Source organism: Porphyromonas vaginalis (assembly GCF_958301595.1).
GTDB classification, from domain to species: Bacteria; Bacteroidota; Bacteroidia; order Bacteroidales; family Porphyromonadaceae; genus Porphyromonas; species Porphyromonas vaginalis.
On record NZ_CATQJU010000001.1, the window covers coordinates 1,622,062 to 1,638,334 of the forward strand.

The window sequence follows — 16,273 nt, forward strand, 5'->3', positions numbered from 1 at the left end:
CACAGCACACAACAAAGCATAGACACCCCACGATGAAGTATATAGACAGACTACTACAAGGAGCCCCCGTCGAGTGGCGTCCCCTCGGCGAGGTCGGAGAGTTCACCCGAGGCAGTGGGTTACAGAAGAAAGACTTCACCACAGAAGGTGTTGGGTGTATTCACTACGGTCAGATATATACCCATTATGGAACATTCGCTTTTGAAACAAAGACATTTGTGTCGGAGGAGTTTGCCCAAAAAGCACGCAAAGCTCAGTGTGGGGACTTAGTAATCGCCACAACAAGCGAAAATGATGAAGACCTATGTAAAGCTGTAGCTTGGCTAGGTAAGGATGAAGTAGTAGTAAGTAGTGATGCTTGCTTTTATACACACAAGATGGCTCCTAAGTATGTCTCCTACTTCTTTCAGTCAACACACTTTCAAAAGCAAAAAAGAGCCTTTATCACTGGAACTAAGGTCAGACGTGTAAACGCTAAAGACTTAGCTAAGATAGAAATCCCTATCCCGCCAGTGGCGGTGCAGGAGGAGGTGGGGCGGGTACTGGACAAATTTACAGAGCTGGAAGCGGAGCTGGAGGTAGCACTGAGCACCGAGCTGGACTGTCGCAGGCGACAGTACCAATACTACCGTGATGCGCTCCTCACGTTCGACCTCTCGCCGAGCGACGGGCTGTGCCACAGCCCCCTCTTCCCCGCCCCCTTTGCTGTCGAGTGGCGCTCCCTCGGTGAGGTCTTCGAGATGAGAAACGGCTATACTCCCTCAAAGTCTAATCCTTCCTACTGGGAGGGGGGAACAATCCCTTGGTTTCGGATGGAGGACTTGAGGACAAGTGGTCGCATACTAGAGGACTCTATACAGCATATCACTCCAGAGGCAGTCAAAGGCAAGGGACTCTTTAAGGCAGACTCTATCCTTATGGCTACAACAGCTACAATAGGAGAGCATGCTCTCCTAGTAACTGAGTCACTAGCGAACCAGCGCTTTACTAACTTTGAGATACATGAGTCACTGTTAGGGGCTATCACACCTATGTTTGCTTACTATTACTTCTTCCGTATCTGTGAGTGGTGCAAGCGCAATGTCTATGAGAGTAGCTTCCCCTCAGTCGATATGAAAAAACTCCGAAAAGTCCGTTTCCCCATTCCACCGCTGGCGGTGCAGGAGCGGATTGTGGAGATACTCGACAAGTTTGACACGCTGGTGAACTCGATTAGCGAGGGATTGCCTCGTGAGATAGAGCTACGACGCAAGCAGTACGAGTACTACCGAGACGCACTCCTCTCTTTCGAACCTCTAACCTCTAATCTCTAATCTCTAACTTCTAACCTCTAAAACCTATGTCACAGTACAAGACGATCGCACAGTTGCCGAACTACATTGTCCTAGAGGACTACACCAAGTACGCTGCCCTTGCGGAGCCGCCCGCAGGCTATCAGTCGGAGGCGCAGCTGGAGCAAGAGTTGATCAAGGACTTAAAGGGGCTGGGCTACCAGTACCGCCCAGACATACACACGCCCGCAACGCTTCTAGCCAACCTGCGGGAGCAGCTGGAGCGACTCAATGAGGTGACCTTTACCGATGAGGAGTGGCAGCGCCTTCTCAGAGAGTACCTAGATAACCCTAGTGAGGGCATCATAGATCGTACGCGCAAGGTGCAGCGTGAGTCTGAGTGGGACTTTGTTTTTGACGATGGGCGTATGCAAAACATACGGATCGTGGACAAGAAACTCATCTCACGCAATCAGGTGCAGGTGATCAATCAGTTTGAGCAGACGGGCAGCGAGGCAAACCGCTACGATGTGACGATCCTAGTCAATGGTCTGCCGATGGTGCAGGTAGAGCTGAAGCGGCGTGGCGTGGCGATACGTGAGGCGTTTAATCAGGTGCATCGGTATAGTAAGGAGAGCTTCAACAGTGAGAACTCGCTCTACAAGTATCTGCAGATCTTTGTCATCTCCAACGGCACCGACACCCGCTACTTTGCCAATACGTTGACACGTGATAAGAATAGCTTTGACTTTACGATCAACTGGGCACTGGCAAACAACAAGCCGATCCGCGACCTGAAGGACTTTACGGCGACCTTCTTCCAGCGCAATACGCTCCTCGAGGTGCTCCTGCACTACTCGGTCCTAGACGAGAGCAATACGCTTCTGATCATGCGTCCCTATCAGATCGCCGCCACCGAGCGACTGCTCTGGAAGATACGTAGCTCTTACCAGGCTAAGCTCTGGAGCAAGCCCGAGGGTGGAGGCTACATCTGGCACACGACCGGCTCGGGCAAGACGCTCACGAGCTTTAAGGCGGCACAGCTGGCGACGCAGATTGACTTCATTGATAAGGTCTTCTTCGTGGTAGACCGCAAGGATTTGGACTACCAGACGATGAAGGAGTACAAGCGCTTTGACGAGGAGAGTGTGACTGGCTCCAAGAGTACGGCTGGGCTGAAGAAAAACATCGAGACGACGAAAGGCAAGATCATCGTCACGACGATCCAGAAGCTCAACAACCTAATCAAGAGTGAGAGCAGTCTAGCGGTCTACAATGAGCAGGTGGTCTTTATCTTTGACGAGTGTCACAGGTCGCAGTTTGGCGAGGCGCAGCGTAACATACGGCGTAAGTTCAAGCGGTACTACCAGTTTGGCTTTACCGGCACGCCCATCTTCCCGGAGAATGCGCTGGGTGCCGATACGACGGCAAGTGTCTTCGGCCAGCAGCTACACGCTTATGTGATCACCGATGCGATACGTGATGAGAAGGTGCTGAAGTTTAAGGTGGACTACAACACGGTACTCCCACAGGCTCAAGCTGTCGAGCAGGAGCAAGATGAGGAGAAGCTACAGAGTGCAAAGAATAAGGCACTCCTGCTACACCCTGAGCGCATTCGTAAAGTGTCTGAGCATATCCTCACGGTCTATCGTGACAAGACGCACCGCACACTGGGGGATAGTATGGGCTTCAACGCTATGCTTGCCGTGAGCAGTGTAGAGGCTGCGAAGCTATACTATCAGGAACTGACACGGCTACAGGTTGGTGCGACTCGTCCGCTACGGATCGCTACGATTTTCTCCTATGCGCCCAATGAGGAGCAGCGTGCTATCGGTGAGATTATGGATGAGGGCTTCGAGCCGTCGGCACTGGACTACAGTGCTAAGGAGTTTCTCTCGCAGGTGATCGAGGAGTACAACGCTGCCTTTAAGGTCAACTTTGGGGTGGATAGCGATGGCTTCCAAAACTACTATCAGGACCTCTCGAAGCGTATGAAGGATCGTGAGGTGGATCTGCTGATCGTGGTGGGGATGTTTCTCACAGGCTTTGATGCGCCCCGTATGAATACGCTCTTTGTGGACAAGAACCTGCGCTACCATGGACTGCTGCAGGCGTTCTCCCGTACGAATCGTATCTACGATGCTACGAAGACGCTGGGCAATATCGTTTGCTTTAGAGATCTAGAGCCAGCGACGATCGAGGCCTTGAGACTCTTTGGCGATGAGAAGTCGCCCTATGAGATTCTAGAGCGGAGCTACAAGGAGTATCTGGAGGGCTTTACGGATGAGCAGACTCATCAGGCGCAGCGCGGCTATATGGAGGTGGTGCAGGAGCTACAGAGACGCTTCCCCGATGTGGACGAGATAGAGAAGACGCAGGACAAGCGGGCGTTTGTCAAGCTCTTTGGTGAGTACCTGAGGATCGACAATGTGTTGCAAAACTTCGATGAGTATGTGCAGTTGCGGGCTTTGCAGCAGATTGACAAGGAGGATGCCGAGGCGGTGGAAACCTTTAGAGCAGCGTACGGTATCTCGGAGGAGGAGCTGGCGACGATGATGACGATGGAGCTGCTCCCAGAGCGTGCTGTGCAGAACTACCGCTCTACCTACAACGATATCCGTGAGTGGCTCCACAAGCAGCGTCAGGGTGATGCGCCTAAGGAGACGCTCCGTGATTGGGACGATGTGGTCTTTGAGGTCACTCTGCTGAAGGCGCAGGAGATAAACCTTGACTATATACTGGGGCTGATCTTCGAGCATAATAAGGCGAGCATGAGCAAGCCAGATATCGTCGAGGAGATACGACGTATCATCCGAGCTAGTGTGGGCAGTAGAGCTAAGGAGGGACTGATCGTGGACTTTATCCATGAGACGGACCTAGATGCGCTAGAGACTAGGGCGGATGTGATCACGGCTTTCTTCTCCTATGCGCAGGAGCGTCAGCGGAGTGAGGCGGAGGAGCTGATCGCTGAGGAGGGGCTAAACGCTGATGCGGCTAGGCGCTACATACAGACCTCGCTACGGCGTGAGTATGCGAGCGATCAGGGTACGGATCTCTACGACATACTGCCTAAGATGAGCCCGCTCAATCGAAACTACCTGACGAAGAAGCAGAGCGTCTTCGAGCGTATCGCAGCCTTTGTGGAGAAGTTTAAGGGCGTGGGCGGTGAAGTCTAGCACGCCTCGCTGCCACCGCCGTACTCTTGTCTGATCATCGTCAGACAGATCATAGAGAGAAGCTCAATCGCTGAATAGCGGTTGAGCTTCTCTGCTGTTGTATCGTGCTGATGCTGTTGTACATACGAGTTCCAAAAAAAAAGTTCCCCGTTTGGAACTTTTTAGTTCCAAGGTAGGAACTCTTTAGTTCCAGCGGAGGAACTTTTTAGTTCCAAGGTAGGAACTTGAGTGAGACAAGTAACCCGTAACGTTGCCCTGTGGGGACGCACGAGAGTGTTTAGCGAGAGGGCGTCCGTTGTAGAACGACATAACGTGTAACCCAGTAACCTTAAACGGGGACGGACGCACAGATCGTGCGTCCCTACAGGATTGCGTCTCGCTTTGACACAACGGACGCCCTCCGGCTAGACACTCTCGTACGTCCCTACAAATACAGGTGTTACTGCGTCTGATGGCTGACCTTGTCGTGTTGATGTGGTTTGTGTAGGGGTGGACCTGCATGTCCGCCCACAGGGCATACAACGCTCCGATGAGGACGGGCGGACACATAGGTCCGCCCCTACAGGATTACGTCTCGCTTTGACGAAAAAGGGACGCACGGTCTAGATTGACCGTGCGTCCCTACGAGTGTGTGTGCGTGTAGTGGCTAGCCCTTGAGTAGCTTGTGGGCTGCGCGACCCTCGACACGTGGGGGCTTGGCGTAGTGCTCCTCGTAGGTTATGTACTGAGGTGCACTACCTGGAGCGATACGGGTGAAGATCTCTGCGATGACGCCTTGCTCCTCGGGGCTGAGGGCTACGTAGCCGTGGCGTATGCGCTTCATCTCGCTGTAGCCAAACTGCCTATTGAGTTGCGCCTGTACCTGTCGCCACTGGGCTAGGGTCAGATCGTCGTAGCTCCATACGAGTCCACGGGCGTAGCGTCTCAGCTTGTACTCGTAGTAGTTGGGACAGTGGTCGTATCCGCCCGCCTTGTCGATGAGCTGGGGATTGGTGATGGTGAGCAAGCTATTGCTGTGCTCGACCTCTGAGAGAGCGTTGTGCCAGAGGGTGCACTGCTCTCGTCGGGTGCATCGTGGTGTGTAACAACTAGCGTGTTCCATAAGTTTTTTGTGTTTAGTAAATCAGTTTATTGTGCTTTCAGGGTTAGATTAGGGTTAGTCTGGGGTTAGTTAGAGGCTTGTTATATACGCTCTAGGTGGGTGTAGCGGATGAGTACCTCGCGGGTCCTGCCGTCGTCGAAGTGGATGGTGAGCTTGCCACCCATGGCACTCTCGATGCGCTCTATCTTGCCGTCGCCATGACGTGGATGGCGCACGCGGTCGCCGACGTGGTAGCCGTCGATGCTCTCGAGGGCGTTGACCGGCGAACTCTTCGCAAGCATCTGCTGGGGTGTTGGCTGTTGGCTATTGGCCGTTGGCTGTTGGCTGTTGGCTGTTGGCTGTTGGCTGTTAGCTGTTGGCCATTGGCTGTTGGCCGTTAGCTGATAGCTGGTACCGATGGGTGCTGCCTCCTCGTGAAGGGTGTAGTGCGTCCGTGGCAGCTCGGCGATGAAGCGGCTGGGGATCATGAGCTCGGTCTTGCCGTTGCGCGTGCGTATGCTGGTATAGCTGAGTGTACAGAGCTTTTGGGCTCGTGTGATGCCGACGTAGAGGAGTCGGCGCTCCTCTTCGATCATCTCAGCGGTGTCGAGGCTGCGCGAGGAGGGGAGGAGGTTTTCCTCTACGCCAGCGATGTAGACGTAGGGGAACTCTAGTCCTTTGGCGGCGTGGATGGTCATGAGCTGTATCCGATCCTGCGGGGTGGCTCCGCTATGCTGCTCGACATTGTCCTGATCTTGGTTGGTCAGGAGGGGGATCTGCTGGGCAAAGGCGCTGAGCAGTTCGGTGCCAAGTGGCTTCTCGGCAAAGAGGTTGAGCGGGTCCTGTCGGTAGCGAGCCTCAAATTCGGAGGCACTGCTGACAAACTCCTTGAGGTTGTCGAGCTTGGCCTGGCTCTCGACGGTGTCTTCGCGTGTGAGCTCAGCGACGATGCCGCTCTCACGGAGTATATGTGCGATCCACTCCTCCAGCTTGGCGTAGTGCTGATAAGCGGTGGCGAGCGAGTCGATGAGGTTGACAAAAGAGGCTATCTTGTTGCGTACGCCTCGGCTGAGACCGACAGGGTCGGCACTGTCGATGGCGGCGCAGAGCGCGTCGTAGAGCGATAGCTGCGGGCTGTGCTGCTGGGCATAGAGAGCTACCTTCTCGAGGGTTTTGTCGCCAATGCCTTTGCGAGGATAGGCGATGGCTCGGCGGAGCGCCAGCTCGTTGTGCGGGTTGATGATGAGCTGGAGGTAAGCTATGGCGTCTTTGATCTCGGCACGCGCATAGAAGGCCATACCTCCGTAGATAACGTAGGGGATGCCCTCCGAGAGAAGCACCTCCTCGAACTTACGGCTCTGCGCATTCGTGCGGTAGAGGATGGTCTGGTCAGAGAGCGGTATCTGCTCCTCATCGTGTCGCTGGGTGATGATGTCGATGAGTCGTGTCGCCTCCTCGTCGGACGAGGTGTAGTGGTAGAGCTGTAGCTTCTCGCCCTCGCCGAGGTCGGTGTAGACCTCCTTGGGGATGCGCTGCTGGTTGTGCTCGATGAGGGCATTGGCACTGCTGACGATATGGCCTGTGGAGCGGTAGTTTTGCTCTAGCTTAAAGAGCTTGGCACCGGCAAAAGCTTGCTTGAAGCTGAGGATATTGGCAATGCGTGCCCCTCGGAAGGAGTAGATGCTCTGGGCATCGTCGCCCACGGCAAAGATGCGGTTGTGGTCAGCGACGAGGTGACGGGCTAGCTCAAACTGCGAGGTATTTGTATCCTGATACTCGTCGATGAGGAGGAAGTCTATGCCGCTCTTGATCTCTTGGTGCGCCTCGGGGAAGTCGCGTATGAGGACGTTGAGGAGGAAGAGCAAGTCGTCGAAGTCCATCGCGTTGCTCTCCTTGCAGCGCTGGGTGTAGAGGCTGTAGAGCTTGTATAGCTCGCCCTCATGATTCATCGTATCGTACTTGCGGATCTCCTGATTGGCGGCGTAGGCTTGCGGAGAGATAAGCATGTTTTTCGCATCGGATATGCGCTTGAGGACACGCGTCGGGGTGTAGTTCTTGTCGCTGAGGTCTAGCTCCTTGATGCAGTTGCGTAGGAGTGCCTTGGTGTCACTGGTGTCGTAGATGGAGTAGTCCTGGCTGTAGCCGAGCAGTGGGGCGTAGCGCCTCAGGATACGTCCGCAGATGGAGTGAAAGGTGCCCATGCGTAGCCTATAAGCGATGCTCTCGCCGAGCATGTCGCTGACACGCGAACGCATCTCGCCGGCAGCTTTGTTGGTAAAGGTGAGGGCGTAGAGTCGCTGGGGGGTCCACCCTTGGTCTACGAGGTGAGCGAGCTTGTAGGTGATGACGCGGGTCTTGCCTGATCCGGCCCCGGCGATGACTAGGGCGGGTCCTTCGTTATAGACGACGGCAGCTCGCTGTGCTTCGTTGAGTGCAGTGAGGTCTACCATAATTACTCTTGCTCTGCCTGGAGGATTGCGTCTAAGGTCTCGAGCAGGCGTGTGCGTCGCTGGGGATCGGCGATGGCGTCTCGTAGTGCCTGCAGGAGCTGGTGGGGGAGTAGCTCGTCGTCGCTTGCTGGCTCTTCGCTTGGCGTGGTCGGCTGCTCTGGCTCGTAGTTGCGTATGGTGGGATCGTCGGGCAGGAAGGTGATCAAGCCCGCTAACCGCTGCGGCAAACGCTCGGGCAGGTCGGTCATCGGGAAGAACTGCTTGGCATCCTCGATAAAAAGGTAGGTCGGGCCGAGCAGGTAGGGATCGATGTGCTGCGTTACGGAGGAGAACTGCAGGGGCGTGAAGAGCGACAGGTGCGGCACGGAGATGTAGAGGTGGCTGATCATGAGCCGCTTGATGGCTATGGAGAGGGGATCGGTCCACTTGCTGAGCTTTTGGCCACAAGCTACATAGACCAAGCTGTAGGCACCTGAGATGCTTGCGTTTTGCCTATTCACCTCGGAGAAGAGTGCGACGGTGACGCCCTCGGTGACACCGCGTGTCTCTAGTATCTCGTGCCACAAGCTCTGCTCCTCCTCGTCATGGACGATGATGAGCATACGCCCTGGCTCGTGGACGGAGACGAAGCGCATCATCGCTATCACAGGCTCGATGATGGCCTCGCTGTGAGGCGCGGGGATGATGCCGTAGCTCTGCCACAGGAGCTGGTAGAGTGCCTGACGCATCTCGAGGCTACTCTCGGCCTGTACGTAAGGCTGTGGCAGCTCGCCTGTGGGGAGCTTTTTGGTTACTAGCTGACGCCAATTGCTGAGACGCAGGTAGCTACGGATCATCTCGTAGACATCGTCGTAGCACTGGAAGGTGCTGGAGAGCTCCTTGGCCTCTCGGGTGATCTGGTCGATGAGGTGATAGTGCTCTGGCGGGAGCAGGGTCCCCTCGAAGTAGCGCGCCTGCCAGTCGGCGTAGAGCTCCTCTTTGCCCTTGCCTATGCTGCACTCGATGGTGCGTCCCCCCTTGTAACTGATGAAGATAGAGGTGCGATCGGGCTGGAAGGGCGTGGTACCCCAAGGATAGCCGGGCACCTCCTCCGAGAGGAAGTTGATGACCGCCTCGACATGCTTGCAGGTGCCTAGCCCGCTGGTGCGAAAGTCTAGACAAGCGCAGTAGTTGCGGTCGCTCCGTACGCCTCGAAAGGCGACACGGTAATGGTTTGACCCGCTCTGCACCATGTAGTCTCCCCAGATGCGATTGTTGTCTAGGTGGGAGACGGTAAAGTCGTTTTGCTCAGCAAACTGCTTGCGGAGGGCTATCTGCCACGCCTCGACGCTCATGCCTTCGGGGCAATAGCGGTTGGAGAGCTTCTTGGGGTCTGTCTGTTGCATAGTTTTAGTAGATCAATAGGTATAGTTGGGGAGAGTGTTTCTTTAGGAATCCTGCTCGTCTGCTTCGGTCGTTGGGGTGCGCTGCATCTCCTCCTTGAGGTAGTGCGCTGTGTAGCTCTGCGTGTCGGAGCTCTGCGCCATCTCTTGTGGCGAGCCAGCGAAGATGACCTCGCCGCCGTTGCGTCCGCCCTCGAGTCCCATATCAATGAGGTAGTCGGCACTCTTGATCACATCGAGGTTGTGCTCGATAATGAGTACCGTATTGCCACGGTCTACTAGCTCGTTGACCAGCTTGAGCAGGACGCGTATGTCCTCAAAGTGTAGCCCCGTGGTCGGCTCATCGAGGACGTAGAGGGTGCGTCCCGTGTCTCGCTTCGAGAGCTCGGTCGCTAGCTTGACACGCTGGCTTTCGCCGCCCGATAGGGTCGTGGAGGGTTGACCCAGCTTGACATAGCCTAGTCCGACGCGCTGCAGCGTCGAGAGCTTGCGGTAGAGGGCGGGGATATGCTCGAAGAACTCGACCGCCTGATTGAAGGTCATGTCTAGCACCTCGGCTATGCTCTTGCCCTTGTAGCGCACCTCGAGGGTCTCACGGTTGTACCGCTTGCCACGGCACACGTCGCACGGGATGGTCACGTCGGGGAGGAAGTTCATGGAGATGGTTTTGTAGCCGTTGCCTTTGCACTCTTCGCATCGTCCGCCCTTGACATTAAAGGAGAAGCGCCCCGGCTTGTAGCCACGCGCACGGCTCTCGGGCACTTTGACAAAGAGGTTGCGGATCTCGCTAAAGAGTCCGGTGTAGGTGGCTGGGTTGCTCCTCGGGGTACGTCCTAGTGGCGACTGATCGACGAAGGCTATCTTGTCAATGAGTTCCAAGCCCTCGACAGATGCGTAGGGGAGTGGTGCCTGCTTGCTACGGTAGAGGTGCTGCGAGATGATAGGTACCAATGTGCCGTTGATGAGCGAAGACTTACCGCTACCTGACACGCCTGTGACGCAGACGAAGAGGCCTAGCGGGATAGCGACATCTACGTTCTTAAGGTTATTGCCTGTGCAACCCTTGAGTCGTAGCCAGGCATCGTCGGTGGGCTGTCGGTAAGCGGCCGGTAGGGGGATGGCTAGCCTATTGGTCAGGTAGTCGCAGGTGAGCGTATGCGTATCGCCAATGGCAGAGGGCGGCCCCTGATAGGTCACATGGCCACCGAGACGGCCCGCTCCTGGTCCCATATCGATCAGGTAGTCGGCAGCGAGCATCATATCGCGGTCGTGCTCTACGACGAGGACCGTGTTTTGCGCATCACGGAGCTTCTTGAGGGCGTCTATGAGCATACGGTTGTCGCGCTGGTGCAGGCCGATGCCTGGCTCATCTAATATATAAAGTACCTCGACCAGTCCGGTGCCTATCTGCGTGGCGAGACGTATGCGCTGTGACTCGCCACCACTGAGCGAAGCGGAGGGACGAGCGAGCGTCAGGTAGTATAGCCCTACATCTAGTAGAAAATTGACCCGCAGCAAGATCTCTTTGATCACTTCGTGGGCGACCTTCTGCTGGTTTTTGGTTAGCTGCCCCTCGATCTCCCGCAGTCGCCCTACCAGACGGTCTAGGTCTAGCTCCGTCAGGTCGGCGATGTTGTAGCCCGCGAGCTTGTAGCTGAGGGCTATCGGGTTGAGGCGTCGTCCGTGGCACTCGGGACAAGTTTGCTCCGTCAGGAACTCTTCCGCCCAGCTGCGCATGGAGGCGGTAGCGTCATCATCCTCTGCCAGCTCACGCACATACTGAGAGACGCCCGCAAAGGTGAAGTGTGCCTCGCCCTCGTCCTCCTCTTCGTCTGAGTCGACGCCGAAGAATATCTGCTCGACCGCCTCTGCGGGGATCTTTTCGAATGGGGTGTCTATCGTGCAGCCATGCTCCTTCAAGATCTCCTCGATAGAGGTGAAGAGTAGGCTGCGCTTCTTGTATCGCCCGATGGGTACGATTGCGCCCTCACGTATGGAGACCTTCGGATCGGCCACCACCTTGTCTATGTCTAGCACGCCCACACGTCCTAGGCCTTTGCAGCGCTTGCAGTAGCCACGAGGCGAATTGAACGAGAAGTCGGCCGGCGAAGCGTCTGGATAGGCGATACCACTCTCGGGGTCCATCAGTCGCTTGCTCAGATGCTGTATCTCTGTGCTGTCGCGTCGCATCACGTCGATGACTCCCTCACCGAGCTTCATCGCTATGCCTACCGCTTCGGTGATGCGCTGCTTATTGCTCTCACGTACGGAGCATTTGTCCACTACGACACTGACATAGTGTATGGAGAAGCGGTTGAGTCGCATGCCAGGCGTCAGCTCGCACACCTCACCGTCGATGTAAGCGTGCAGGAAGCCTCGACGCCTCATCTGCTCGAAGAGCTCGCGGTAGTGTCCCTTACGATCGACCACGACGGGTGCTAGGATGTAGATCCCCTCGTCAGCGTACTGCTCCATGATATGCTCCACGACCTGCTCCTCGGTGTAGCGCACCATCTCCTTGCCCGTGAGGTAGGAGTAAGGGGTGCCGACACGTGCATAGAGGATACGTAGGTAGTCGTAGATCTCGGTCACGGTGCCAACGGTAGAGCGGGGATTGGTCGAGGCACTCTTCTGTTCGATAGCGACCACGGGACTAAGCCCCACGATCTCGTCGACGTCGGGTCGCCCGCCACCGCCACCGATGAAGCTGCGCGCATAGGAGGAGAAAGTGTCTAGATAGCGTCTCTGTCCCTCGGCCAGTAGCGTGTCAAAGGCCAGCGAAGACTTACCGCTCCCTGAGAGTCCCGTCACGACGGTCAACTTATGGCGAGGCAGCGAGACATCTACATTCTTCAGGTTGTGTACACGAGCTCCATGCACTTCGATAGCACCCATCGCCCACAGCTCCTGCTCAGAAGCTGAGGCGTGCGTGTCACTGTCGTTAGGTCTATCGGTGTGAGCGTCTATCCGTCTGTCCTTGTCCATTTATCTAGAGATGCGGTTCATAGCCTACAAATATAGTGCTTTTCTGCGACAAGGAGAGCTGGTTGGCTGTTAGCTGGTTGGCTGTTAGCTGTTGGCCGTTAGCTGTTGGCTGTTGGCTGTTGGCCGTTAGCTGTTGGCGGTTAGCTGTTGGCTGTTGGCCGTTAGCTGTTAGCTGTTGGCTGTTGGCGGTTAGCTGTTAGCGGTTGGCCGTTGGCCGTTGGCGGTTTGCCGTTTGCTGTTAGCGGTTTGCCGTTTGCTGTTAGCTGTTGGCTAAGAGCTAAAGGCCAGCTCGCTACCTCGATGGGTTGCGAGTTTGGATGCGCAGTTAGCATACAAAAAGCCCCTTATCAGTTACCCTTGTGACAGTCATCGATACCACAGGCTGCAGCGTCTAGGGTATAGCGGCCAGACTGAAAAGAGAGGAGCACCATACAGTGTCATACTGTGTGGTGCTCCTCGTGAGTAGCTTGCGCTAGCTAGTGACTATATCGCTCCTGAGCGATAATCGTCTCTCAGCTTAGCGACGGCGTGCCTGATGTAGCTTGCGATGCTGAGTCTTAGAGAGAGTCTGCATCTTCTGGTGCTGCTTCATAGCTAGGCTACGCATCTGAGTAGCTGACATGTTTGCTGGCTTTTCACCAATCTGAAGCAGAGCTGCAGCACCATTTTCGCTGATGAAGATCTGAGCCATGATCTTGCCTGTGGCATCGAAGCCTAACGCATAGCCTTTAGCAGCACTAGCCTCGAAGTTATTGCCATAACCGTTGGTTGTGAACCACTCCTTGAGCTTAGAATCTTCGAAGTCTTGTTCGTTCTTGATGCAATTGACGACATTATTGATGAACGGAGTACCTTTTTCTGGTGTGCAAACGTAGTATGCCAGTAGGAAGTTACTCTGAGGTATAGAAGCTTCCTTAGTAAGGAAGATTAGATTCTTTAGGTCCTCTTTGCTTTTCTCGGCGTTGTACTCGCGCAAGCCTAGAGTTGTCTCAAACTCCTTGATCTTAGCTATATCCTTTGTTAGAACTGTGGTATAGCTGGGGAAGTCCTTAGCATTTGGTAATATGTCGTGGAATGTCTGAATATCTTGCTTGGGCATGGGCTTGGAGAATAGAAGCATCAGTGTGGAGCCAATCTCATCGTTAGGATCGTCTGCGAGCTCTACAGAGATCGAAGGATCATTATCGCAGACACTCGTCTTGAAAGGCTTATTATCCTTGTCTTTACCCTCCTCAAACCTTGTAAAGCCATACTTTGCAAGCATAGCCATCGTCTTAGGACAGTTTGCTAAGCTCTCCTTACTAAAGGCGGGGATCACCCACTCACCAAGGCTTGGAAAAGAGAGTCCGTAGACAACACCCATGATCGTTAGATCCTTATTGACAAAGCCTCCTGCGAACGGGCCTTGATCCCAAATCTTGAAGGCCTGTGCCGTACGACCGATCTTAGCCTCGTAATCGAGAACCTCTTGGTTTGTGACGCTATTGTTATCTGCTGTAGCATCAAACATGAGTAGCGGTAGCTCATTAGTCTCTGTTACCGTGCCTCCATTGTCATCCTTAGATACAGTGACAACACTCTTTGCCGTGAGATCACCGACTTTGGCTGTGATATTGGCAGTACCCTCGGCAACAGCGGTGACAAGTCCCTTGGCGTTAACCGTGGCTACCTGCTCATTGTCACTGGTGAAAGTGACAGTGTAGGTCTGGTCTGTAGGCTCTACAGTGGCTGTGAGCTGCTGTGTAGCTCCTACCTTGAGGGTGACCTCTGTGGGGGCTAGTGTCAGAGACGTGGGCTGAGGCTGCACGTCACTGGACTCTCTCTCGCAAGATCCTAGCCCTACGACCAGTAGAGCTGCAAAAAGAATAGCTGAAAGTTTCTTCATAATCTATTGTTGATTAGTTAGTATGTGCCTAGTTAAGTGTACGACCTATGAAAGGAGAAAGCCGGGAGTCAGAGGTTAGAGTTCAGACAAAAAGAGCTCCTCTTCCGCTTTCAAAGGGCTAAGTTAAGGAAAAAACAACTCCAAAACAATAGTTGGTGAGAGATCAAAGTTAGAGAATAGGAGTTAGAGTGGGGGGAGCGTAAAGGTCGCCACTCGTGAGATGGCTACAAAAAAAATGGGTGACCCGTTAGGATCGCCCGTCTGAGTGCGTTGGTATGAAATCAGAGTGACCCGATCAAACGAAATGTCTGTCGGGTCACTCTGACTATTGGTTAGGTTGCTTCCTGTGGGTGCTTACTAGCTGAGGTCGATAGCGTAGTACTTCATAGAGCCTCCAGGGTAGAAGCCCTTGACTAGTATCGCTTTGTCACCCCGGCGGGTCTTCTGAGCTGCATCAACCAGCTTGCGTGCTGCCGAGACGGAGCGTACAGCCTTATTATTGATCGAGAGGATGATAAAGCCCTCCTTGATGCCAGCCTCTTGGAGCTTGCCTCTGCCGACCTTGACGACCTCTAGGCCGTAGCTGATGCCTTGCTTGCGTAGCTGATCGCCTGAGATCTCTCGCAGGGTGGCTCCGAGGAGGCTATTGCTGTCTCTCTTGACGATCTTTGTGCTACCCTCATCGTTTTTGAGCGTAACCTTGAAGTCTCTCTTAGTGCCCTTGCGGTCTACGGTGACGATGATGGTGTCTCCAGGACGGCAACGACCGATGCGCTCCTGTAGCTCGCCCATCTCGGTGATCTTGTTGCCATCGATGGCTACGATGACGTCGCCCTCCTCGATGCCAGCAGCGTAGGCTGCGCTGACCTCTGAGAACTCGTTGACATAAACACCCTGAGAGACTTTGAGGTTTTTCTCTTTCTTGACATCCTCATTGACCGTGCCACCGATGATGCCTAGGACAGCGCGCTGTACGGAGCCATACTTCTTGAGGTCGCTGACGACTTTGGCTGCCGTATTGATGGGGACAGCAAAGGAGTAGCCTGAGTAATTGCCTGTCTCGGAGAAGATCATGGTGTTGATACCGATGAGTCGTCCCTCGGCATCTACGAGGGCACCTCCACTATTACCACGATTTACAGCAGCGTCTGTCTGTATATAGCGAGCTATCTGAGCCGTGCCCTGAGGACCCTCGACAGCGGTGCTGCGTGCCTTGGCACTGATGATACCTGCTGTGACGGTACCGGTCAGGTTGAAGGGGTTGCCCACAGCTAGAACCCACTCGCCGAGCTTGATCTTGTCACTATCGCCAAAGGGGATGGTGGGCAGATCCTTAGCGTCGACCTTGAGTAGTGCTATATCTACAGTGGGGTCGGACCCGATGAGCTTAGCCTCAAAGGTGCGGCTGTCATCGAGTGATACGGAGATGCTCTTAGCACCCTCGACTACGTGATTGTTGGTAATAATATAGCCATCGGTGCTGATGATGACGCCAGAGCCGAAGCTGGTGACGGTGCGTGATTGCGGACGGTCGAAGCCTCGCCCCCCGCCAAAGAAAAACTCGAAGGGATCTATATAATCTATGGTCTGCTCGCCCTCTACCTTGATGTGTACGACCGCTTGTACGGCTAGTTCAGCCGCGGGTGAGAGATCGGGGGCATTGCCTACGGTGCGGCTGGAGGTGAGCTCGTAGTCGGACTGCAGGAAGCCGTAGTCGTTTTCGGAGCTCGGGTAGTTACTCTGTCTTAGTGCGGAGTAGGGAGATCCGTCTGCAGATGTTGCACTTCTGAGGGTGGCGCGTACTACCCCCCACGAGACGAGACCACTGACGAGGGCTATGCCTAGCGTCAGGAGTGAGTATTTGAGGTATTTGTTCATAGTATTGAGGTTATACTTCTTGCTAATAAATTGATGGTATAGACCTCTGGAGCTGGGCTTCAGATCGCTTGCGCTCGGAAGGTTCTATATCCATTAGACGATTGAAGTGGCGAAATGTTGCATTAGGAGTGTCTAGAAATAGAGACTGTTGCAAAAGTCAATAGT

8 protein-coding genes are annotated in these 16,273 nt (G+C 54.6%); 2 read left to right on the forward strand and 6 right to left on the reverse strand.

Annotation, left to right across the window (positions count from 1 at the left end):
- The first annotated feature begins 32 nt into the window (after positions 1-32).
- Complete coding sequence (locus tag Q2J34_RS06355; protein ID WP_298887055.1) at positions 33-1,313, forward strand: restriction endonuclease subunit S; 1,281 nt, start codon at positions 33-35, stop codon at positions 1,311-1,313.
- Positions 1,314-1,339: 26 nt separating this feature from the next.
- Positions 1,340-4,447: a type I restriction endonuclease subunit R gene (locus Q2J34_RS06360; protein WP_298887053.1), complete on the forward strand. Its 3,108-nt coding sequence runs from the start codon at positions 1,340-1,342 to the stop codon at positions 4,445-4,447.
- A 646-nt stretch (positions 4,448-5,093) separates the two neighbouring features.
- Here the strand turns inward: Q2J34_RS06360 and Q2J34_RS06365 are convergent.
- The 6 genes from Q2J34_RS06365 to Q2J34_RS06390 all read right to left on the reverse strand — a co-directional run bounded on the left by Q2J34_RS06365 (position 5,094) and on the right by Q2J34_RS06390 (position 16,108).
- On the reverse strand, positions 5,094-5,549 hold the full coding sequence (locus Q2J34_RS06365; protein ID WP_300969578.1) for a DUF6078 family protein: 456 nt from the start codon (positions 5,547-5,549) through the stop codon (positions 5,094-5,096).
- Between the two features lie 80 nt (positions 5,550-5,629).
- Positions 5,630-7,978, reverse strand: a complete 2,349-nt coding sequence (locus Q2J34_RS06370; protein ID WP_300969580.1) for an ATP-dependent helicase — start codon at positions 7,976-7,978, stop codon at positions 5,630-5,632.
- 2 nt (positions 7,979-7,980) lie between these two features.
- Complete coding sequence (locus Q2J34_RS06375) at positions 7,981-9,363, reverse strand: hypothetical protein (protein WP_300969581.1); 1,383 nt, start codon at positions 9,361-9,363, stop codon at positions 7,981-7,983.
- A gap of 42 nt (positions 9,364-9,405) precedes the next feature.
- Positions 9,406-12,345, reverse strand: coding sequence for an excinuclease ABC subunit UvrA (uvrA, locus tag Q2J34_RS06380; RefSeq protein WP_300969582.1), 2,940 nt, complete (start codon positions 12,343-12,345; stop codon positions 9,406-9,408).
- A 517-nt stretch (positions 12,346-12,862) separates the two neighbouring features.
- Positions 12,863-14,230, reverse strand: a complete 1,368-nt coding sequence (locus Q2J34_RS06385; protein WP_300969583.1) for an Ig-like domain-containing protein — start codon at positions 14,228-14,230, stop codon at positions 12,863-12,865.
- Between the two features lie 357 nt (positions 14,231-14,587).
- A complete protein-coding gene (locus Q2J34_RS06390) occupies positions 14,588-16,108 on the reverse strand; it encodes a Do family serine endopeptidase (protein WP_298886985.1) in 1,521 nt (506 codons plus the stop codon).
- Between the last annotated feature and the right edge of the window lie 165 nt (positions 16,109-16,273).

Excerpts from the sequence above, each read along its gene's own strand:
- Q2J34_RS06390 (WP_298886985.1), bottom strand. The coding sequence starts at position 16,108 with ATGAACAAATACCTCAAATACTCACTCCTGACGCTAGGCATAGCCCTC.
- Q2J34_RS06375 (WP_300969581.1), bottom strand. The coding sequence starts at position 9,363 with ATGCAACAGACAGACCCCAAGAAGCTCTCCAACCGCTATTGCCCCGAA.
- Q2J34_RS06385 (WP_300969583.1), bottom strand. The coding sequence starts at position 14,230 with ATGAAGAAACTTTCAGCTATTCTTTTTGCAGCTCTACTGGTCGTAGGG.
- uvrA (WP_300969582.1), bottom strand. The coding sequence starts at position 12,345 with ATGGACAAGGACAGACGGATAGACGCTCACACCGATAGACCTAACGAC.
- Q2J34_RS06355 (WP_298887055.1), top strand. The coding sequence starts at position 33 with ATGAAGTATATAGACAGACTACTACAAGGAGCCCCCGTCGAGTGGCGT.
- Q2J34_RS06360 (WP_298887053.1), top strand. The coding sequence starts at position 1,340 with ATGTCACAGTACAAGACGATCGCACAGTTGCCGAACTACATTGTCCTA.
- Q2J34_RS06370 (WP_300969580.1), bottom strand. The coding sequence starts at position 7,978 with ATGGTAGACCTCACTGCACTCAACGAAGCACAGCGAGCTGCCGTCGTC.
- Q2J34_RS06365 (WP_300969578.1), bottom strand. The coding sequence starts at position 5,549 with ATGGAACACGCTAGTTGTTACACACCACGATGCACCCGACGAGAGCAG.